The organism is Delftia sp. SD018, from assembly GCF_017355445.1.
In the GTDB taxonomy this organism is placed as follows: domain Bacteria; phylum Pseudomonadota; class Gammaproteobacteria; order Burkholderiales; family Burkholderiaceae_C; genus Comamonas; species Comamonas acidovorans.
In genome coordinates, this window is the sequence record NZ_JADDRN010000018.1 from 46647 (window position 1) to 66867 (window position 20221).

At 67.4% G+C, this 20221-nt stretch carries 16 protein-coding genes; 7 read left to right on the top strand and 9 right to left on the bottom strand.

Annotated elements, in window-relative coordinates; translation table 11 throughout:
* Nucleotides 1-216: 216 nt before the first annotated feature.
* The 6 genes from rsfS (at nucleotide 217) to INR38_RS18160 (ending at nucleotide 7202) form a co-directional block, all read left to right on the top strand.
* Nucleotides 217-1002 carry a ribosome silencing factor gene (gene rsfS / locus INR38_RS18135; protein WP_013802637.1) on the top strand — a complete coding sequence of 262 codons (786 nt, stop codon included), beginning with the start codon at nucleotides 217-219 and terminating at the stop codon, nucleotides 1000-1002.
* A 21-nt stretch (nucleotides 1003-1023) separates the two neighbouring features.
* On the top strand, nucleotides 1024-1491 hold the full coding sequence (gene rlmH, locus INR38_RS18140; protein ID WP_012205361.1) for a 23S rRNA (pseudouridine(1915)-N(3))-methyltransferase RlmH: 468 nt from the start codon (nucleotides 1024-1026) through the stop codon (nucleotides 1489-1491).
* A gap of 127 nt (nucleotides 1492-1618) precedes the next feature.
* Nucleotides 1619-2233, top strand: coding sequence for a Maf family protein (locus tag INR38_RS18145; protein ID WP_207442631.1), 615 nt, complete (start codon nucleotides 1619-1621; stop codon nucleotides 2231-2233).
* Nucleotides 2234-2394: 161 nt separating this feature from the next.
* Nucleotides 2395-3882, top strand: a complete 1488-nt coding sequence (gene rng, locus INR38_RS18150; RefSeq protein ID WP_013802635.1) for a ribonuclease G — start codon at nucleotides 2395-2397, stop codon at nucleotides 3880-3882.
* Nucleotides 3883-4061: 179 nt separating this feature from the next.
* Nucleotides 4062-5963: a LodA/GoxA family CTQ-dependent oxidase gene (locus INR38_RS18155; protein WP_207442630.1), complete on the top strand. Its 1902-nt coding sequence runs from the start codon at nucleotides 4062-4064 to the stop codon at nucleotides 5961-5963.
* A gap of 9 nt (nucleotides 5964-5972) precedes the next feature.
* Nucleotides 5973-7202, top strand: coding sequence for an FAD-dependent monooxygenase (locus INR38_RS18160; protein ID WP_207442629.1), 1230 nt, complete (start codon nucleotides 5973-5975; stop codon nucleotides 7200-7202).
* On the opposite strand, the gene INR38_RS18165 is transcribed toward INR38_RS18160, so the two are convergent.
* The 9 genes from INR38_RS18165 to lptF all read right to left on the bottom strand — a co-directional run bounded on the left by INR38_RS18165 (nucleotide 7138) and on the right by lptF (nucleotide 18592).
* Nucleotides 7138-8130, bottom strand: coding sequence for a tripartite tricarboxylate transporter substrate binding protein (locus INR38_RS18165; protein ID WP_065345722.1), 993 nt, complete (start codon nucleotides 8128-8130; stop codon nucleotides 7138-7140). The genes INR38_RS18160 and INR38_RS18165 overlap by 65 nt on opposite strands.
* Nucleotides 8131-8530: 400 nt before the next feature.
* On the bottom strand, nucleotides 8531-10750 hold the full coding sequence (locus tag INR38_RS18170; RefSeq protein WP_242699103.1) for a TonB-dependent siderophore receptor: 2220 nt from the start codon (nucleotides 10748-10750) through the stop codon (nucleotides 8531-8533).
* A 77-nt stretch (nucleotides 10751-10827) separates the two neighbouring features.
* A complete protein-coding gene (locus INR38_RS18175; RefSeq protein WP_123691112.1) occupies nucleotides 10828-11790 on the bottom strand; it encodes a helix-turn-helix transcriptional regulator in 963 nt (320 codons plus the stop codon).
* A gap of 110 nt (nucleotides 11791-11900) precedes the next feature.
* Nucleotides 11901-13595, bottom strand: coding sequence for a tannase/feruloyl esterase family alpha/beta hydrolase (locus tag INR38_RS18180; RefSeq protein WP_123691110.1), 1695 nt, complete (start codon nucleotides 13593-13595; stop codon nucleotides 11901-11903).
* 105 nt (nucleotides 13596-13700) lie between these two features.
* On the bottom strand, nucleotides 13701-14867 hold the full coding sequence (locus INR38_RS18185) for a pyridoxal phosphate-dependent aminotransferase (RefSeq protein ID WP_034393073.1): 1167 nt from the start codon (nucleotides 14865-14867) through the stop codon (nucleotides 13701-13703).
* Nucleotides 14868-14925: 58 nt separating this feature from the next.
* Nucleotides 14926-15867 (bottom strand): CysB family HTH-type transcriptional regulator, encoded by a 942-nt coding sequence (locus INR38_RS18190; RefSeq protein WP_034398475.1) that lies wholly within the window; start codon nucleotides 15865-15867, stop codon nucleotides 14926-14928.
* A gap of 64 nt (nucleotides 15868-15931) precedes the next feature.
* Nucleotides 15932-16345: a CbiX/SirB N-terminal domain-containing protein gene (locus tag INR38_RS18195; protein WP_207442627.1), complete on the bottom strand. Its 414-nt coding sequence runs from the start codon at nucleotides 16343-16345 to the stop codon at nucleotides 15932-15934.
* A 10-nt stretch (nucleotides 16346-16355) separates the two neighbouring features.
* On the bottom strand, nucleotides 16356-17465 hold the full coding sequence (gene lptG, locus INR38_RS18200) for an LPS export ABC transporter permease LptG (protein ID WP_034393081.1): 1110 nt from the start codon (nucleotides 17463-17465) through the stop codon (nucleotides 16356-16358).
* Complete coding sequence (gene lptF / locus INR38_RS18205) at nucleotides 17465-18592, bottom strand: LPS export ABC transporter permease LptF (protein ID WP_013802622.1); 1128 nt, start codon at nucleotides 18590-18592, stop codon at nucleotides 17465-17467. The genes lptG and lptF overlap by 1 nt, the downstream gene beginning before the upstream one ends.
* Before the next feature lie 23 nt (nucleotides 18593-18615).
* On the opposite strand from lptF, the gene INR38_RS18210 reads away from it, so the two are divergent.
* Nucleotides 18616-20193, top strand: a complete 1578-nt coding sequence (locus INR38_RS18210; RefSeq protein ID WP_034393088.1) for a leucyl aminopeptidase — start codon at nucleotides 18616-18618, stop codon at nucleotides 20191-20193.
* Nucleotides 20194-20221: the final 28 nt, after the last annotated feature.

The window sequence follows — 20221 nt, forward strand, 5'->3', positions numbered from 1 at the left end:
AATCCGCGCGTGCAAGGGAATAGGCGGCAAAACTATAATTTCAATAGCTTGAGGCGCAGCGTTGGCTGCGTTCTCCACTTTCTTCGGCGCGAAATCTTCCGGCGATCTGTGGGCGAACTCCATGCATTTTGGAGCGCCGCTACAGCCAAGCCCTCTACGGGCCGCACGGCGCTCGCGCTATATTGATCCCATTTCTATTCCACTGATCACCGCCTGATGACCACTTCCACCAAATCGGATTCCGCAGCCAAGCGCGACGTGACCAAGCTGCAACGCGCCATTGTTGACGGCCTCGAAAACGTCAAGGCCCAAGACATCCAGGTCTTCAATACCGAAAAGCTCTCGCCGCTGTTCGAGCGCGTGATCGTGGCTGCGGGCACCTCCAACCGCCAGACCAAGGCGCTGGCATCCAGCGTGCGCGACGCCGTCAAGCAGGCCGGTTTTCCCGTGCCACGCCAGGAAGGCGAAGAAAACGGCGAGTGGATCATCGTGGACTGCGGCCAGGCCGTGGTCCATGTGATGCAGCCAGCCATCCGCCAGTACTACCGGCTGGAAGAGATCTGGGGCGAGACGCCTGTGCGCCTGAAGCTGGGTGCTCCCAAGCCCACGCGCTCGGCCGCCACCGACAAGGCCGAGGAAAAGGCCAAGAAGGCCGCTTCCAAGAAGGCTGCTGCAACGGCCGCCAAGCCTGCTGCCAAGAAGGCCGCTTCTGCCGCCGCACCCGCCGCAGGCAAGAAGCCCGCTGCCAAGAAGGCAGCTCCTGCAAAGGCCGCTGCGCCCCGTTCCGCAGCTGCCAAGCCGGCCGCATCCCGTACGGCTGCTGCAAAGTCGGCCGCTCCCAAGTCCGCCGCCGTGAAGTCGGCCGCCGCCAAGGCGCCGGCCCGCAAGACGGCAGCGCCCAAGGCCATCAAGACCGTGGTGGTCAACCGCGCTCCCGCCAAGCCCAAGGCAGGTGCTGCTGCAAAGCCGGCCGCCAAGCGCGCTCCCCGCGCCAAGGCCTGAACGGTTCGGGACTGACGCTGCATGAAGCTGTTGATCGTGGCCGTGGGCCAGCATGTGCCCGACTGGGCACAGACGGCCTACGACGACTATGCCAAGCGCTTTCCCCCGGAGCTCAAAGTGGAGCTCAAGGCCGTCAAGACCGAGCCGCGCGGCTCCAAGACGGTAGAGACCCTGTACGCGGCCGAGCGCAAGCGCATCGAAGCCGCCATTCCGCGTGGCACGCGCATCGTCGTGCTCGATGAGCGCGGCACCAATCTGACGACCAAGGCACTGGCCCAGCGCCTGCAGGGCTGGCAGCTGGAGGGCGACGACGTGGCCCTGATCATCGGCGGCCCGGACGGACTGGACCCCGCCTTCAGGCAGGCTGCGCACGAGCGCATCCGCCTGTCGGACCTGACCCTGCCGCATGCCATGGTGCGGGTGCTGCTCATCGAGCAGCTGTACCGTGCCTGGTCGGTCAACGCCGGCCATCCCTACCACCGGGAATAGGGCCTGTCCCGGCTCCCAGGCTCTGCCAGCGGCCCTGTCACGCGGATCCGAGGATCTCGTGATACTATGATTTTGATAGCCTTCAGCGCTTTGCAACAAAGGGCTGAAGGCATTTCTCATTCTTATCATGCCGCCATTCATCTACCTTGCCTCCCAGAGCCCCCGCCGCCGCCAGCTGCTGGAGCAGCTGGGTGTGGCCCATGAGCTTTTGCTGCCCAACGCTGAGGGCGACATTGCCGAAGATGCCGAGGCCATAGAGGCCGAACTGGCCGATGAGGCAGCGCGCGACTATGTGCAGCGCGTCACCGCGCTCAAGCTCGATGCCGCCGTGGCCCGCCATGCGCGCCGCGCCCTGGCGGTGGCGCCCGTGCTGTGCTCGGACACCACGGTGGCGCTGGATGGCCGCATTCTTGGCAAGCCTGCCGATGCCGACGATGCCCGCCGCATGCTGACCGCGCTTGCGGGCCGCGAGCACGAGGTGCTGACCGCCGTCGCCATACAGCACGGCACGCGGCGCCTGGCTGCGCTGTCGGTGTCCCAGGTCTGCTTCTCGGCCATGAGCGCGCAGCAGATCGACGCGTATGTGGCCTCGGGCGAGCCCATGGGCAAGGCCGGCGCCTATGGCATACAGGGCCGCGCGGCGGCCCATGTGCAGTGGCTGCACGGCAGCTACTCGGGCATCATGGGCCTGCCGCTGTTCGAGACGGCGGCGCTGCTGCGCGAGCTGGGCTGGGCACTGTAGGCCGGCTCCCCGACCTGGGCCCGCAGGGGCGTGCAGGCATGCGCAGACCGCCGATGGCAGCGGATGGCGCGGCAAGATAGTGGCAAGCGGCCACCGGCGCAATGATTGCCGGGCCGCCATGGCCGAGAAATACAAACGACAAAGCACACCACAGGCACAGCATGCAGCAAGACATTCTGATCAATTGGTCGCCACAGGAAACGCGCGTGGCCATCATCGAGAACGGCGCCGTCCAGGAGCTGCACATGGAGCGCCCGCTGGAGCGCGGCCTGGTTGGCAACGTCTATCTGGGCAAGGTCTCGCGCGTGCTGCCGGGTATGCAGTCGGCCTTCATCGACATCGGCCTGGAGCGCGCGGCCTTCCTGCACGTGGCCGATGTCTGGCAGCGGCAGGAAGGGGGCGAGGCCCCCATGTTCGCGCGCAAGGACATGCCTGTCGTGCCCATTGAAAAGCAGGTTTTCGAAGGCCAGACCATCATGGTGCAGGTCATCAAGGACCCGATCGGCACCAAGGGTGCGCGCCTGTCCACGCAGATCAGCATTGCGGGGCGATTGCTGGTGCTGCTGCCCCAGGACGACCATATCGGCATCTCGCAGAAAATCCCGCAGGGCGAGCGCGACGCGCTGCGCGCCCGCCTGCAGGGCCTGGTGGGCACCAAGGAAACCGGCGGGGGCGGCGGCTTCATCCTGCGCACCAATGGCGAGGACTCCAGCGACGCCGAGCTGGCCGACGACATCCGCTACCTGCGCAAGACCTGGAGCCGCATCAAGGACGCCTCGGTGCGCCTGCCGCCCATGTCGCTGCTGCACCAGGACCTGAACCTGCTTCAGCGCGTGCTGCGCGATCTGGTGGGCGAGGGCACGCAGAGCATCCGCATCGACTCCAAGGAGCAGTTCGCCCTGCTCATGACCTTCGGCCAGGAATACATGCCGGCGGCCGTGCCCAAGCTGCAGCATTACCGCGGCGAGCGGCCCATCTTCGACCTGTTCGCCATAGACGAGGAAATCGCCCGCGCGCTGGGCCGCCGCGTGGACCTCAAGTCCGGCGGCTACCTGATCGTGGACCAGACCGAGGCGCTGACCACGGTGGACGTCAACACCGGCGGCTACGTGGGGGCGCGCAACTTCGACGACACCATCTTCAAGACCAACCTGGAAGCGGCCCAGCAGATCGCGCGCCAGCTGCGCCTGCGCAACCTGGGCGGCATCATCATCGTGGACTTCATCGACATGGTGCGGGACGACCACCAGGCCGAGGTGCTGTCCGAATTCAAGCGCCAGCTCGGGCGCGACCGCGTCAAGACCATGGCGGGCGGTTTCTCGCAGTTGGGCCTGGTGGAGATGACGCGCAAGCGCACGCGCGAATCGCTGGCCCACATGCTGTGCGAATCCTGCCCGGTCTGCCAGGGCAAGGGCCATGTGAAGACCGTGCGCAGCGTCTGCTACGAGGTGCTGCGCGAAATCCTGCGCGAGGCGCGCCAGTTCAACCCGCGCGAGTTCCGCATCGTGGCCTCGCCCAAGGTGGTGGAGATGTTCCTGGACGAGGAAAGCCAGCACCTGGCAGGCCTGTCCGACTTCATCAAGAAGCCCATCTCCCTGCAGGCCGAGACAGCCATGGCACAGGAGCAATACGACATCGTGCTGCTGTGAATCGATATTTATCCTGCTAATTCATTATCAATAGCAGTCCATCTATTGGCGAATGAATGGGTTCAATTGAACTCATTCTTACCTTGCTATGGATTGTTGATTCCCGATAATTAACTTTGTCTCGGCTTTTTTGATACTGTTTGTTGCAATCAGTGCCTCAGCAACTGAAAGGGCGACGAATGGGAATCGACTCCACCATTGTGCGTGCAGCCATACACCCGGGAATTGGTGTGGCGCGTATTGGCAATAGTCCGGATGAGTACTATGTCGGCCCCGAGCTGATGCATGTGCCGCCCATGGCGCCGGGCAGCCTGCGTGATGCGCAGGGCGCGCTCAAGCGGCAGGCTGCGCGCTTTCGCATCTACGGCTACAACGCTGCGGGCGAGGTGGTGCGTGAACTCACGTCCGACCAGGACCAGATCGAATGGGAAGTCGAACTGGCCAATACCAAGGCCGCTTGGTATCAATTCCAATTGGCGCTGGACGTGCCTGAAGCCGCAACGGCCGATCCCACGATTTTGCGCAATGCCACGGTGAAGGACCGGAAAAGCCTGGCCATTCGACCCGGAGCCCGCTGCATTGCCAAAGGCTCGGCCCCGGTGGCATTCGACAGCGGCAGTTTCTGCGGCAAGCCGGTTTATCTGGGCGAATTGCGCATTGAAAAGACGGGCCAGCTTCTCGTGCTGGGAGGCCGTGGCGTCTCTGCCTCCGTGGATGGCTCCAAGGCCACCACATTTGCGAACAACGAGGGCTGGCATGACGATGTGGCCGACGGCCCCGTGCGTGCCAAGGTCGTCGTGGCTGGCATTTCCGTGCCGGTGGATGCGGCATGGGTCACGGTTGCGCCGCCCAACTACGGCCCGCAGATGAAGTCGGTGCGCACCATGAAGGACCTGATGGAGGATGTGTACATCCACTCGGGCATGGCCGCCTTCCCGCTGCACGTCTCCTTCAGCCGGCACATCCTGCCCATACTCCAGCGCCAGAGCAGCCTGCAGTGGGCGAACAAGGGCTTTGCATCCCAGTTCGGCTGGGGCGGGGCGGCCAGTGCAGATGACGAGGCGTGGATCGCCAGGCTCAACAGCCCGGGCACGACCTGGGCCGAGCTGCGCCAGCAGGTGGCCAATGCCTTCCGCCGCTTTGACCGTGATGGCGCATCTCCCCAGCCCTGGCCCTGGCTGTATGGCGACGCCATGGCCGTGCCACCCGCCGACACACCGCGCCAGCATGCGGCGCTGACCCCCACGCAACTGAGAATGCTGGACCTGTGGGCCGGTGGCCATTTCCTGTCCGACTGGAAACCCGGCCAGCAGTACCCTGCCCAGCTCGCCGACGTGCCGCTGCAGGAGCAGCCGGCCATGCTCGACCATGCCGCCATGGACGACTGCCTGGCCGACGCCTTCCATCCGGGCTGCGAGATCACCTGGCCCATGCGGCACGCCAGCATGTACCGGGCGCCGTTCCGCATCCGCGAGGCCGCAGTGAACCCGCCCGAGCTGCAGCTCTACGGCTCCCGGCTCACGCCTGCGGTGGCCCTGTCAGAGAGCGGGCCGCTGTATGCGCAGGTGGCCGGCGACCTCACGCGCTGGATGGCGGTCCCCTGGCAGACCGACACCGCCAGCTGCCGCAGCGGCTATTACGCCGGCTATGGCCCACGCTACGACCCCTACCTGCCCACGTTCTGGCCGGCCCGCGTGCCCAACCAGGTGCTGACGCAGGAGGCCTATGAAAGGGTCATCGACACCGAACTGCCGCGCGAGCAGCGTGTCGCTGCCTTCAACCGCCGCGAGTCGTGGTTCCGCACACTGGGTGAGGAAGGCTATGAGAGCGAGATCAACCGCATGATCAGCCACTTCGGTGACATGGGCGTCATCGAGAGCCGGCCCGGCCTGCGGGGCGACAAGGACTTCCCGCCGGTGATGCAGGTGGAAAACCGCATCGCCCCGGCGCCGTTGCACATAGTCAAGACTGCGGTGCAACCGGACGGGCAGGAGGCGCCTCCCCGCATCGAGCCCTTCGATGCAGACAACGAGCAGCAGTTGCGCGCCATGACGCAGCGCGGCCCGGTGCTGCCGCGCTGAGTGCCGGCCATGCCGTCGCACGCCATGGCCGCCGCGCCACTGCCGGATGAACTGGATGTGCTCGTCGTGGGCGCAGGTCCGGCGGGCGCGGCCGTTGCCGCGCAACTGGCAGGGCACTGCCGCGTGGCGCTGGTAGGACGCGCCGTGCAGGCTGGGCGGGCCATTGGCGAAACCCTGCCCGCTGCGGCCCGGGTGATTCTGTCCGACCTGGGCGTGTGGGATGCATTCGCGGCACAGGGCCACCGTCCTGCCTGGTCGCGGCGGTCATTGTGGGGAAGCTCCGAGGTCATCTTTCAGGACGCGCTGTTCGACCCGCATGGCGCGGGCTGGCACCTGGACCGAAAGCGCTTCGACGCCATTCTGCTGGAGGCTGCGCGCAGCCGTGGCGTGCCCTGCCTGGTGCCCGCCACGCTGCGCAGCATGCAGCGCCAGCCACCGGGCGCACCCATGCGCTGGCGCTGCCTGATCGATAGGGTGCAGGGCGACCCGGCGCACGGCCCGTTGGAGCTGTCCTGCCGCATCGTGGTCGATGCCACGGGCCGCGCGGCCCGCGTGGCCCGGCAGGCGGGCGCCCAGGTCCACCGTGGTGGCCGCCTGGTCTGCTTTCACGCCTGGGTGGAGCCGCCATCGCATGAGCATGCAGGCACCACCATGATCGAATCGGACGCCGAAGGCTGGTGGTACAGCGCCGACCTGCCCGATGGCAGTTGCGTGATTGCCTGGCAGACCGATATCGACCTGCCTGAAGCCCGGCGCCTGCGCAGCACGGCCGATCTGTTGGAAATGGCGCATCACACGGCCCTGGTGGGCGCGCGCAGCCGGGGCAGCCGGGTGCTGGAGCCGCTGCGCGTGGCCGCCGCCCACGAACAATGGCTTGATGCAGCCAGCGGGCCGGACTGGCTGGCCGTGGGCGATGCAGGCCTGTCCTTCGATCCCCTGGCATCGCAGGGCCTGCTCAACAGCCTGGTCACGGGCAGCGAGGCCGCCCAGGCCGTGCGCCGCAGCCTGGCGGGCGATGCCGATGCGCTGCCTGCCTGGAATGCGTGGATCGGCACGATACGCGCCGCGTACCGCACCCATCACCAGCACTACTACGCGCTGGAGCAGCGCTGGGCTGCCGAGCCGTTCTGGGCCCGCCGCCAGCGGGCGCCGGAGGCGGGGACCGGAGCCGACGTTATTGCCGCTCCAGCTTCGCCGTCTGCACGATCGCATTCCAGCGCTGGTACTCGGCCCGCGTGAATTCGCGGAAGGCCTTGGAGTCCAGCAGGCGCACTTCGCCGCCCAGTGCCGTCACCTTGGACTTGAAGTCGGCATGGCCCGCCACCTTGAGCGTGGCCTCTTCCAGGCGCTTGACGATGGCGGCCGGCGTGCCCTTGGGTGCCAGCACGCCGTTCCAGGTGCCGGTCACGAAGGTGGGGTAGCCGCTTTCCTTCATGGTCGGCACATCGGGCAGGGCGGGCAGGCGCTGCTCGGAGGTCACGGCCAGGGCCTTGAGCTTGCCCGACTGCACGAAGGGCAGGGCGGGCGTCACGTTCTCGAAGATGAAATCGATCTGGCCGCCCAGCAGGTCGGTCAGGGCCGGCGCGCTGCCCTTGTAGGGCACATGCACCATGTCCAGCTGGGTGGCGCTCTTGAACAGCTCGCCCGACAGGTGGACCGTGGAGCCGCTGCCCGGCGAGCCATAGCTCATGCCGGTCTTTTGCGCGGCGGCGCGTGCCACCAGGTCCTTCACCGTCCTGGCGGGCGTGCGCGTCTCGTTGACGACCAGCACATTGGGAATGGTGGTCACCAGGGCCACGTACTCGAAATCGCCCAGGCTCTTCTCGCTCAGGTTCTTGTACAGGCTCTGGTTGATGGCCTGGGTGCCGGCCGTGCCGAACAGCAGCGTGTAGCCATCATTGGCCGCCGAAGCCACGCGGCTGGCGCCGATGGAGCCGTTGGCGCCGGAGATGTTTTCCACGATCACGGGCTGGCCCAGCGATTCGGACAGGCCCTGCGCCACCATGCGCGCCAGCACATCGGTATTGCCGCCAGGGGCGAAGGGCACGACCAGCTTGACGGGCCGGGTGGGATAGGCATCCGCCCAGGCCTGGGGCAGGGGCAGCAGCGTGGCGCCAAGCAGCGCGGCCGCGCGCAGGAATTGCTTGCGTGAAAGGGTACGGGGCATGGGGATGTCTCCTTGTCGATGTTCTGGTGGCGCAGCGGCTGGGGCCAGCGGCGGATTTTTCAGGCGGGCCAATGCTGGGCGGTGGCTGTCTTGACGTCAATCAATGTTTTGGCAGGACGTCATGCGGCGGGCGAATGACCTGTTCGGCCTTGCTCGGAAAATGAGAATGGATTGCGCCAGCGTGCGCCCGTCATGGCTCCTGCAACCACGGCGCAAGCCTCCTGGACCCGCCCATGAACAAGGTCCGCCCCCTCTCCTGCATCCGCCCCCGACGCTGCCAACTGTCCGCATCCATGCGGCTTTGCGGCTCCTGCCTGCATCTGCACGGTGCGCCCCATGGCGTGGGCCGGCGCCCGTCGGGGCACCGGGGTGAGGTGGGCATTGCCGATGCCGATACAGCTCAGAAATCCGCCTTCAGGCTCACCGTCAGATTGCGCGGCTCGCCCCACCAGCCCTGGTTGTAGAAGCCGATCTGGCTGTAGTACTGGCGGTCCAGCAGGTTGTTGAGCTGCACGCTGGCCGACCAGGTGGGGTCGATGCGGTAGTGGGCCGAGAGGTTGACCACCAAGTAGCTGCCCTGGCCGACCTGCACGCTCTGGCGCAGCGGGTTGGTCACGTTCTGCCAGATGCGGCTTTGCCAGCGCAGGTTGCCGCCCAGGCTCAGGCCTTGCAGCGCACCCTCGAAGCTGCGCATGGCCGTGAGCTTGACCAGGCTGCGCGGGTGCGTGGTGTTGAAGGCGGCGCCGCTGGCGCTGCGTGCCGTGTAGTGCGTGTAGCTGGCGCCCATGCGCCAGCCCCGGGCCGGCTCGCCGCTGAGTTCCAGATCGATACCGCGCACCTGCGCGCCCTTGACTCCCCGGTAGGCCTTCTGGTCCGTGGTGCCGTCGATGAACTCGCCCGTGTCCTGCGCCAGGTTGTCCTGGCGGGTCTGGAACAGCGCGGCAGAACCCTGCAGCCGGTCCTGCAGCCAGAAGCCCTTGAGGCCCAGCTCGAAGGCCTGGCCGGTGACGGGGTCCAGGATGCCGCCTTGCTTGTCGCGGTAGTTCTGGGGCGTGAAGATTTCCGTGTAGCTCAGGTAGGCCGTGTGCCGGGCATCGATGTCCCACAGCAGGCCGGCGTAGGGCGTGATTTCGTTGCTGTAGCGGTAGTCGCGCAGGCTGCCGAAGTAGTTCTGGCGCGTGGACCAGCGGCTCAGGCGGGCGCCGGCCACGGCCGTCCAGCCATCGGCCAGCGAGAAACGCCCCACGGCATAGCCGCCGCTTTGGCGCATGCGGCTGTCGTCGCCGCCGTTGGAGACGTCGGACCAGCCCGGCTCGGCCAGGCTGCCGTTGCGCCAGTCGAGGAAGTTGTCCGTGGCAGGCGGCGTGCCCAGCGGTGCATAGCGGCGGATGTCGATGTCGTCGCGCACATGGTTCCAGCCCACGGCAATCTCGTGCTGGCGCCCGAACAGCGCGACCGGGCCGCTGGCCGTGAGGTGCAGGCTGTCGCGGGAGCGGTCGCCCCGGTATTTGATGAAGGAGTTGGCCATGCCCAGGCCGGTGGTGGCGTCCGGCGCGCCGCCCCGGTAGACGTAGCGCATGTCGTAGTTGCCTTCGTTGCGGCTGTAGGCGGCGCGCAGCAGCCAGCGGTTGTCCAGGCGGTGCGTCAGGTCCAGCGTGGCCGTGGTGTTCTCGGTGCCGAAATGCGACCAGCGCGTGTTGTTGGACACCGAGCGGTCGAAGGCCGTGCGGCTGCCGTCCGCATAGAACAGCGGAAAGCCGGCGCCCATGCCGGGGCTGGCGTTCTTCTGGTATTCGAGGCTGGTCACGAGCCGGGTGGCGGGCGTCAGGGCCGCGCTGACCACGGCGTACAGGCCCTGCCTGCGCTGGCCGAAGTGACTGACGTAGCTATCGCTGTCCGATTGCACGGCCACGACGCGGCCGCGCACTCGGCCTTCGCGGTCCAGCGGCAGGGACAGATCGGCCTCGGCGCGGCGCAGGTTCCAGCGGCCCAGCGTCAGCGAGGCATGGCCGCCTGCCGTCTCGAGCGGCTGCTTGCGCACGAAGTTCACCGTGGCCGACGGATCGCCCGAGCCATTGAGCAGGCCCGTGGCGCCGCGCACGATTTCCACGCGGTCGTAGAAGGCGGTGTCCATGTCGGTGGCGCCGAAGTTCCACAGGCTGTTGATGGGCGAGGCCAGGCCGTCGAACTGGAAGTTGCTGACGCCAAAGCCGCGCGACGAGAACTGGTAGCGGTTGCTGTCGCTGCGGCTGACCGACAGGCCGGGGGCGGAAGCCTCCAGCGTCTGCGAGACCGTGAGCTGGCCTGCATCGTCCATGAGCTGGCGCGTGATCACGCTGACCGACTGCGGAGTTTCGCGCGCCGACAGTTGCAGGCCCGTGGCCGTGCCTGTGGCGCCGCTGGTGTAGCGCGCCGTGCCTTCGGTGGTGCCCGCATCGGCGGCGGCGCGCACGGTGACGGTGCCCAGTTCGGTGTCGCCTTTCCTGGCAGGGGGCCTGTCCTCGTCGGCGGCCCAGACTGCTGGCGCAGGGGCGGCACACAGGGCACAGATCAGCAGGGACAGCGGGGTCCGCGCGCCTTGGAGGTGTCGCGGGGTGGGGTTTTGAATGCGAATGCTCATCATTTCCATGGTCCTGGGTGTGAGCCCGGATTGTGGGAAATGTGAGCCGCCGCCGCCTGTTCCCGGCGACGCCAGTCCTATGGTTTGCGACGCAGGCTGCCTTGGCTGGGTGCGTGGCCGAAGCGCTGGCGAAAGGCCGTGGCGAAATTGCTGGCGTGCTGAAAGCCCACGCAGTCGGCCGCTTCCTGCACGCTCCAGCCCTGTGCCAGCCGTTCGCGCGCCAATTGCATGCGGCGCTCGCGCAGCCAGCCGAACACGGTCTGGCCGTAGGCGGCCTGGAATTTCTCGCGCAGCGTGGTCGGGCTCATGCAGGCCAGGCGCGCCAGGTCGTCCAGGCTGTGCGCCTGGCCCGGCGCTGCATCCATGCACTCGCGCACGCGCTCCAGGCCGCGCCTGTCCCGGGGATGGATGCGCGGCGAGGGCGCAGGCCGCGGCTGCGCATGTGCCTGCAGCGCGCAGGCCAGCACCTGCAACGCAATGCCTTCGCGGTGCAGCCGGGCCAGGCTGCCGCTCCAGACACCATCGAGCAGCTGGCGCAGCGACACCGCCAGATGCTCGGGCAGCGACCAGGCATGCAGCGGCGGGCCGGACTGCTGCAGGGTGTGGTGCAGCAGCTCGGCCAGTTCGGCATCGGCGCAGGCCTCGGGCGCCTCGATGGACAGGTTGAAGCCGCGCACCGTCTGGCCTGCCGCATGGGTGGCCTTGAGCACCTCGGTGTCGCCGCAGGAGAATGCCGCTGCGGCATGGCGCGTCACGCTCAGGGCCTTGCGGGCGGCGGGCAGCTGCAGCTCGGCCTGGCCGTCCAGCAGGACCACGGCGGTGAAGCGCCGCGGATGCTCGGACGTGGATTCATAGCCATGGTTGATGCGGATGTCGGAGCTGACCAGCTGCAGGCCCGAAGGCAGTTGGTGCTCCTGTACCTGGCCTTCGAAGATGCAATCGTTTTCGGAGACGGTGGAGAGAAAGCGCACGCTGAAGCCGTGGCGCTGACGCATGGCGTCGAGCTGCGCCGTGGTGTAGCGCTGGGAAGGGGCGGGCATGGGCGGAGGCGGAAAGGCGTTGGCGGGAAGCGCTCGCTGTACTGAACGCTTCTCATTATCGCTGCATGCTTGCTTCGGCCCTGCGCCGTCCAGCCCGCAGATGCGCAGGCTCAGGGCAGGGCGCAGACAAAACTGGCCGCATCCTCCACATTGCCCGTGCCGGCGGCTGCGCCCTCGAACCTGTACCTGGCAATCTTCGGATACGGGCACAGCGGGCGCGTGCGCTGCGGAAAGTCCGCGCTGGACGGCAGGGCCCTGGCGGCGATGGTGTCCGGGGCGATGCCTTTCTCCACCCAGTCGACCATGGCCTGTATGGAGTCGAAGCTGTCCGTGGCCGGGCCGCCCGAGCAATGGTTCATGCCCGGCACGAGGAAGGTGCGCGCAAAGTCCTGCGTGGCCTGCATGCCGCCGTTGTTGGCGGCCAGGCGCTCGTAGTAGTCCAGCGTGTCCAGCGCTGAGAAGATGGGGTCGGACATGCCGTGGATGAAGAGCATCTTGCCGCCGTGCTGCCGGAAGGCCGTGAGCCGGTCGTCCCGGTAGGTGTCATAGATGGCCGAGTAGGCCTGCATGCGCGCCGGGTCGGTGTCGAAATTGAAGGCCAGCGGGTTGAAGCCCAGGTCTGGCGGGGTGAGGAATTCGTTGACCAGCGCATCCACGATCAGCGTGATGTAGCGCGAATCCGGCGTGGCGGTGGTGGAGCTGCCCAGTGTCCAGGTGCGCCAGCCCGGCGCTGCCAGGCCCGGATCCCACGGCTGGCCCGCATACAGTGCCTGGCCTGCCGAGTTGCGCGGCCCGGCAAACACGTTTCTGAGCGCGTTCACCTGTCCGCTGCTCAGGCAGCTGCCAGACTTGGCGCCGCCGCACTGCAGCACGCCGGGGTCGAAATGGCAGGCCTTGACGTGGTTCACCATGCCATCGGCCACGCCGTCGGCCGCATCGCAGGAGGCGGTCACTGCCTTGGCCACCAGGTTCAGGTCCTCGTTGCTGAAGGCCCGGGAGAGGATGCGCCGGCCGCTGCTGTCGGCCGGCGCGATGGCGTCGAACTCGATGGTGTTCCACATCGCGGCCACCGTGGCGCCGCTCGATACCCGCATGGCAGGGGCACCGGCCGTGATGGCGTCGAAGTAGTCGGGAAAGCGCTGCGAGAACACCATGCCCTGGCGTCCTCCGCCCGAGCAGCCCGAAAAATAGGAGTGCTCAGGCTTGCGCCCGTAGCGCGTGGAGATCAGCGATTTGGCCGCCACGGCGGTCTTGTCGTAGGCGTTGTAGGCGTGGTCCAGCCGGGCCTGAGGGTCGGCACCGAAGCTGGCCGTGGTGCCGGTGTGGCCCGCGTCGGTGGAGACCACCGCAAAGCCCTGGCCCAACGGCGAAGGCGTTGCGCCAGAGATGCTGGAGCTCAGCGAGGTGTCGCGCAGGATGCCGTCGTTGCCACCGCCGCCGATGAAGAGAAACCGGCCGTTCCATTGGTCCGGCAGGCTGAGCTGGAACCCGATGGCGTAGTTCTTGCCGTCCACGCCCACGCGCGGGTTGATGGCGCCGGTGACTACGCAGTGCCCGGGCAGCAGCGCGCCGGTGCTGGCGCCGCCCGGCCTGCGGGTGTCGGGCGGCACATAGCTGGTGGACAGCCGGGTGGCCGCAAGGCCTGCCCTGCCAGGCAGGTCGGCGCAGGCGGCCGCCGGCGTTGCGGCATCGGCCAAAGTGGGGCTGCTGCCACCGCCGCAGCCCGCCATGAGAAGGGATGCGGCAAAGGCGGCCGTGGATGGAAAAACGCGCCGCAAGGCGCGTGGGGCGTGGTCGGTTCGCATGGCTTGTGTCTCCTGTCGCCCGAGCGTAAGACCAGGGACGGAGGGGCCATGTCATCTCAGAGGATGACGGGACAACCCGGCGTGGGCGCTGCCCCGCGCCCGGCTTCAGAGTTTGCGCAGCCGCTCCAACGCCGCGCGCAGCGTGCTGTCTTGCTTGGCAAAGCAAAAGCGCACCACGCGCTGGTCGAAGCCGTCGCCATAGAAGGCCGACAGCGGGATGGCCGCCACGCCATGCTCCCGGACCAGCCACTGGCAGAACGCGGCTTCGTCCAGGTCCGACACGGCCGAGATGTCGGCGCAGACGAAGTAGGTCCCCGCCGTGGGCAGCAGGCGCAGGCGCGAGCCTTCCAGGCCCTGGCAGAACAGGTCGCGCTTGGCCTGGTAGAAGGCGGGCAGCTGCAGGTAGGGCGCAGGGTCGGCCATGTAGCTGGCCAGGCCCGCCTGCATGGGCGTATTGACGGTGAATACGTTGAACTGGTGTACCTTGCGGAACTCGGCCGTGAGCGCGGCCGGCGCGGCGACGGTGCCCACCTTCCAGCCCGTGACATGGTAGGTCTTGCCGAAGCTGGAGACGATGAAGGCGCGCGCCGCCAGGCCGGCAAAGCGCGCGGCGCTCTGGTGCTGGCGGCCGTCGTAGACCATGTGCTCGTAGACCTCGTCGCTGATCAGCAGCACGTCGGTGGGCGCCAGCAGTTCCTGCAGCTGCAGCATCTCGGCATCGCTCCAGATGGTGGCGCTGGGGTTGTGCGGGCTGTTGATGATCAAAAGCCGGGTGCGCGGCGTGATGGCGGCGGCAATTTTGGCGAAGTCGGGCTTGAAGCTGCCCGGCGTCAGCGGCACGCGCACGGGCACGCCGCCGGCCAGCTCGATATTGGGCACGTAGCTGTCGTAGCAGGGGTCGAGCACGATGACCTCATCGCCCGCATGCACGGTGGCCAGGATGGCGGTGAGGATGGCCTGCGTGGCGCCGGCCGTGACCGTGATCTCGGTGCCCGCGTCGTAGCGGCGGCCGTACAGCGCCTCCATCTTGTCGGCCATGGCCTGGCGCAGCTGCGGCAGGCCGGGCATGGGCGGGTACTGGTTGTGGCCGGCCTGCATGGCGGCCGTGACGGCATCGACCAGCCTGGGGTCGCAGCCGAAGTCGGGGAAGCCCTGGCCCAGGTTCACCGCCTGGTGTTCGGCGGCCAGCGCCGACATGGTGGTGAAGATGGTCGTGCCCACATGGGGCAGGCGGCTGGGGAAGGCGGGCGTGCGGGGCGTGGCAGAGGTCATGGCGGAGGCAGCGGAAAACGGGAACGGGCCCGCACTGCGGGCCCGGTGGGGCGGAGGATCAGAGTTCGTAGTCGTGCACGTGGCCGCTCATGGCGCGCATGATCAGGTCGCGCGTCAGGCGGTCGCTGAGCAGTTCGGCGAAGCGGTAGACGAAGTTGCGCAAATAGGCGCCACGCTTGATGGCCACGCGCGCCACGCTCTGGCCGAACAGATGGCCCATGGGGCGCACCACGAGGTCGTTGACCGGATCGTCGCGCATGGCCATCTCGGCCACGATGCCGATGCCCAGGCCCAGGCGCACGTAGGTCTTGATCACGTCGGAGTCAATGGCCTCCAGCACGATGCGCGGACGCAGCCGGCGCGTGGCGAAGGCCTGGTCGATCTTGCCGCGCCCGGTGAACGAGGGGTGGTAGGTGATCAGCGACTCATGGGCGATGTCGTCCAGCGTGATGCGCTCTTTCTGCGCCAGCGGATGGCCCGTGGGCATGACCAGCACATGCTGCCATTCGTAGCAGGGCAGGGTGACGAGATCGGGGTAGTCGGCCAGGGACTCGGTGGCCATGCCGATGTCGGCGATTTCGTCGATGACCATGCGCGCCACCTCGGCCGGCGTGGCCTGGTGCAGGCTGATGGTGACCTTGGGATACAGGTCGCGCAGCCGTGCCACGGCGGGCGGCAGCACGTAGCGGGCCTGGGTGTGGGTGGTGGCAATCGACAGCGTGCCGCTGTCCTGGGCGCTGTACTGCTCGCCGATGCGCTTGAGGTTGCCGATCTCGCGCATGATGAGTTCAATGCTCTTGAGCACCTCCAGGCCGGGCTCGGTGATGCGCTTGAGGCGCTTGCCGTGGCGCGCGAAGATGTCGATGCCCAGCTCCTCCTCCAGCTCGATGATGGCCTTGGAGACGCCGGGCTGCGAGGTGTGCAGGGCCTTGGCCGCCTCGGTGAGGTTGAGGTTGCGGCGCGCCGCTTCTTGGACGAATCGGAATTGGTGCAGGTTCATGGCGGTGACAGCTGGGTGCAGCGCGCCATTATGCTGCATTTATATAAAGAAGCGATTCGTTATTTCAGCTTCCTGAGCTGCCGGAAGGCTCCACGGCCGCCAACGCCAGCTCTGCCAGCAGGGCCGTGACACGCGGATGCTCGCCCACGGCAGGCTCCAGTTCCACGGCCACCTGTGGGTGGGTGTCGCGGATCTCCTGCACCAGCTTGGGGATGTCCTCGCGCGCATGCTTGCCCGTGCCCAGGAACAGGGGCAGCACGGTGATGCGCGTGGCGCCCGCCTCGACCAGCCCGCGCGCGGCGGTGGGCAGATCGGGCGCACAGGCTTCCAGGTAGGCGCATGCAGCCAGGCCGTGGGGCCGCGTTTGCCGGACGGCGCCGAGCACGGCCTCGATGGGCTGGCGCCACAGGGCGTCGCGGGAGCCGTGGGCCAGCAGGATCAGGCCGGCAGCGCCGGCCGCTGTTGTGTCGTTTTGCATGGCAACGGACCTAGCGGCGCAGCACCAGCCAGGTGAAGGCGGTCAATGAAAGAAGGCTGTAGAGCAGGCCCGGCGCCGCAGCGGTCAGCCAGGGCGACCAGGTCTGCAGCGTGCCGATGTAGCCGAACACGTTGTTCAGCAGGAAGAAGCTGATGCCGGCCATGACGCCGCCGAACACATAGGCCGCGATGCCGCCCGAACGGAAGTGCAGATAGGCAAAGGGCAGGGCCAGCACCACCATCACCAGGCAGCTCATGGGGTAGAAGACCTTGCGCCAGAACTCGATCTCGTACTTCTGCGCGGCCTGGCCGTTGGCCTCCAGGTGGCGCACGTACTGGAACAGCGAAATGGTGGACATGCGGTCGGGCTTGAGCAGCGCGGCCGAGACCATTTCGGCGCTGATGCCGGTTTTCCAGACCAGGCTGTCCTCCTTCTCGCGCAGCAGCACCATACCTCCGTCGGCCTTGGCCTTCAGGCGGCTGGCCTCAACGCCCTGGAGCGTCCAGGATTCGCCATCCTCGCTGACCTGCGCCGCCTGCGCATGGATCTGGGCCGAGATGCGGCCCTGACCGTCAAAGTCGAAGATGCGCACGTTGGAGAAATCACCGGGCCCGCGGATGGCGCGCACGTTGATGGCGATGGAGTGATCGCCCTGGCGTTCCTTGAGCCAGGCACCCGTGGCGCCGCGCGACAGCTGGGCCAGGTGGATGGCGCGGATGTTCTGGCCCGCGTTCTCGGCCGCCGGCGCCAGGTAGTCGCCCGTGCCGAAGGTGGCCAGCACAAAACCCAGGCCCAGCACCATCAGCGTGCGCAGCGCCAGCCAGGGGCCCATGCCGCTGGTGCGCATGATGGTGAATTCCGAGCTCTGGGCAAAGCGCGCCATCACGTAGATGGTGCCGATCAGCACGGTGATGGGCATCAGCTCGTACAGGTGGCTGGGGATGCGCAGCACCACGAAGAGCAGGGCGTGCGTGATCTGGTAGCCGTTGTCGCCGCCGCGCCCGACCCAGCGCAGCTCATCGACCAGATCGAAGAAGAAGAACAGCGCCAGGAAGGCCAGCGTCACATAGCTGACGGCCGCGATGATGTCGCGGTACAGCAGGTTTCTCAGAACTCTCATCAGGGCACCGCCTTTGCGTCGTCCAGGGCAGCCGGCTTGCAGGGCCTGCGCCATAGGTCGCGCGGCGACCAGCGCTTGTGCCGTGCCAGCAGCACCAGCAGTGCCAGCAGCAATGTTCCACCGTGCAGCAGGGCCGTCATGGCGGGCATGCTCAGCTTGCCCGAGGCCACCCAGTTCTCGCCCAGCGTCATCAGGTTGTAGTACACGATGAAGGCGAACAGCGCGAGCATGAGGCTGCCGCTGCCGCCCGCGCGCGGGTTCACGCTGGCCACGGCCAGGCCCAGGATCACGAAGTTCAGCGCCGCCAGCGGCAGGCCTATGCGCCAGCCCAGCTCGGCGCGGTAGATGGGTTCGGTGCGCGGCAGCAGCTCATGCGTGTACGTGCTGCGCGCGGCCATTTCCTCGGCCGCGGCCAGATTGCTGCCGCTGCCGAGCTGCGTGCCGTATTCCTTGAACTCGCTGATCTTCACCGAGCCGTCGCTGGTCTGCGTTTCCATGCGCTGGCCGTCGGTCAGCACGGCCATGCGTTCGCCCTTGACCACTTCCAGCCGCGCCCCGCGCGCCGAGGTCACGGACTCGCGCCCGCGCTCATTGGCCACGATGAACACATTGTTGGCAGCGGTGGCGCTGGGCACGTCCTTGTCGATGAAGAACACGCGCGAGCCGCCGGCAGACTCCTGGAACTCGCCGGGGGCGATGCGGTCAATGTCGCTGCGCTGCTCGAACTGGGTCTTGATCTGCTCGATCTGCTGATTGGCCCAGGGCAGGATGCCCAGGCCCAGCACGGCGATCACGGCAAGCACCGGCCAGGCAAAGCGCAGCAGCGGGCGCAGCAGGCTGGCCAGCCCCTGGCCTGCGGCGAACCAGATCACCATCTCGCTGTCGCGGTACATGCGCGACAGCGAGCCGACCACGGCCACGAAAAGCCCCAGGCCCAAAATCGTGGGCAACTGGCCAAGCACCGTATAGCCCATGACCAGCAGAACGTCGGAAGGGCTGACATTGCCCTTGTAAGCCTGGCCCAGCGTGCGGATCAGCATCATGGTCATGACGACCGTGATCAGCACCACGACCGTGGCACCGAAGCTGCGGGCCAGCTCTTTGCGTATGGATGAATCGAATAACATTGGCTGAAAGGAAAACGCCGATTATGAACTTTGAACTGAAGCCGTTGACGACTGCCGCAGCAGTACGTGAAAAGTGTGACCTGTTGTTGGTGCTGGTGACCGAAGCCACGGTCACGGGCAGCGACGCGCTGTCCACCCTGGTCGCACACGCGGTCAAGGCCGGAGATTTCGAAACGGCAGCCGGCAAGCAGCTGGCACTGTACGGCCTGCCGGCCGTCGCTGCACGCCGCGTCGTGCTGCTGGGCGCGGGCAACGGCTCGGCACGGGAAGTGCGCCAGGCCGTGGCCGGCGCAGGTGCCGCGCTCAAGGCGACCGGTGTTGGCAAGGCCTTGCTGTGCTTTGGCTTCGATGCGGCAGGTCCTGCCGTTGCTGCCGCCGTTCTGGCGGCGGCCGATGCCTGCTACAGCTATACCCACACCAAGCCGCAGGCCAAGCCCGTGGCGCTCAAGAAGCTGGTGATTGCCGCAGCCGTCAAGGCGGGCGACAAGAATGGCGTTGCCGACGCTTTCAAGACCGCCGTGGCCCAGGCCGAAGGCATGACCCTGGCACGCGAATGGGCCAATCGCCCCGCCAACCACGCCACGCCCACCTTGCTGGCTGACGCGGCCCGCGCCCTGGCCAAGCTGCCCGGCATCAGCTGCAAGATCCACGGCCCCGCCGAAGTCGCCAAACTCGGCATGGGCGCCTTCATGGCCGTGGCCCAGGGATCGGAGCAGCCGCTGCGCTTCATCGAACTGCACTACAACGGCGGCACCAAGGGCGCCGCGCCCGTGGTGCTGGTCGGCAAGGGCATCACTTTCGATACCGGCGGCATCTCCCTCAAGCCTGCCGCTGAAATGGACGAGATGAAGTTCGACATGGGCGGCGCCGCCAGCGTGCTGGGCGTGTTCCATGCGCTGGCCCGGCTGCAGCCGGCCGTCAATGTCGTCGGCCTCATTCCGGCGTCCGAGAACATGCCCGGCGGCGCTGCCGTCAAGCCGGGCGATGTGGTCACCAGCATGAGCGGTCAGACCATAGAAATCCTCAACACCGATGCCGAAGGCCGTCTCGTGCTCTGCGATGCGCTGACCTACGCCGCCCGCTTCAAGCCCCGCGCCATGGTGGACATCGCCACGCTGACCGGCGCCTGCGTCATCGCCCTGGGCGGGCTGCGCAGCGGCATGTTCTCGCCCAGCGACGAACTGGCCCGCGCGCTGGAGCAGGCCGGCGATGCGGCACTGGACCCCTGCTGGCGCATGCCGCTGGACGAGGAGTATGGCGAAGGCCTCAAGAGCAATTTCGCCGACATGGGCAATGTGGCTGGCCGCGCGGGTGGCGCAGTCACGGCAGCCAAGTTCCTGCAGCGCTTTGTGGGCGACATTCCCTGGGCGCACCTGGACATCGCCGGCACGGCCTGGAAGAGCGGCGCCGCCAAGGGCGGTACCGGCCGCCCCGTGGGCCTGCTGCTGCACTATCTGCTGGCCGGCATCGATGCTGGCAAGGCGCAGGCCAAGGCTGCGGCACCCCATAAAGCTGCTGCACCCAAGAAGCCGGTGCCACCCAAGGCAGGATCTGCCAGCCGCCGCAAGGCTGCAGTTGCCGCTCAGCCGGAGCAGGCATGAGCGCATCGTCCCCGTCAGCCCGGGCCTG

Coding starts and splice junctions, on each gene's coding strand:
- rsfS (WP_013802637.1), top strand. CDS start 217: ATGACCACTTCCACCAAATCGGATTCCGCAGCCAAGCGCGACGTGACC.
- rlmH (WP_012205361.1), top strand. CDS start 1,024: ATGAAGCTGTTGATCGTGGCCGTGGGCCAGCATGTGCCCGACTGGGCA.
- INR38_RS18145 (WP_207442631.1), top strand. CDS start 1,619: ATGCCGCCATTCATCTACCTTGCCTCCCAGAGCCCCCGCCGCCGCCAG.
- rng (WP_013802635.1), top strand. CDS start 2,395: ATGCAGCAAGACATTCTGATCAATTGGTCGCCACAGGAAACGCGCGTG.
- INR38_RS18155 (WP_207442630.1), top strand. CDS start 4,062: ATGGGAATCGACTCCACCATTGTGCGTGCAGCCATACACCCGGGAATT.
- INR38_RS18160 (WP_207442629.1), top strand. CDS start 5,973: ATGCCGTCGCACGCCATGGCCGCCGCGCCACTGCCGGATGAACTGGAT.
- INR38_RS18165 (WP_065345722.1), bottom strand. CDS start 8,130: ATGCCCCGTACCCTTTCACGCAAGCAATTCCTGCGCGCGGCCGCGCTG.
- INR38_RS18170 (WP_242699103.1), bottom strand. CDS start 10,750: ATGAGCATTCGCATTCAAAACCCCACCCCGCGACACCTCCAAGGCGCG.
- INR38_RS18175 (WP_123691112.1), bottom strand. CDS start 11,790: ATGCCCGCCCCTTCCCAGCGCTACACCACGGCGCAGCTCGACGCCATG.
- INR38_RS18180 (WP_123691110.1), bottom strand. CDS start 13,595: ATGCGAACCGACCACGCCCCACGCGCCTTGCGGCGCGTTTTTCCATCC.
- INR38_RS18185 (WP_034393073.1), bottom strand. CDS start 14,867: ATGACCTCTGCCACGCCCCGCACGCCCGCCTTCCCCAGCCGCCTGCCC.
- INR38_RS18190 (WP_034398475.1), bottom strand. CDS start 15,867: ATGAACCTGCACCAATTCCGATTCGTCCAAGAAGCGGCGCGCCGCAAC.
- INR38_RS18195 (WP_207442627.1), bottom strand. CDS start 16,345: ATGCAAAACGACACAACAGCGGCCGGCGCTGCCGGCCTGATCCTGCTG.
- lptG (WP_034393081.1), bottom strand. CDS start 17,465: ATGAGAGTTCTGAGAAACCTGCTGTACCGCGACATCATCGCGGCCGTC.
- lptF (WP_013802622.1), bottom strand. CDS start 18,592: ATGTTATTCGATTCATCCATACGCAAAGAGCTGGCCCGCAGCTTCGGT.
- INR38_RS18210 (WP_034393088.1), top strand. CDS start 18,616: ATGAACTTTGAACTGAAGCCGTTGACGACTGCCGCAGCAGTACGTGAA.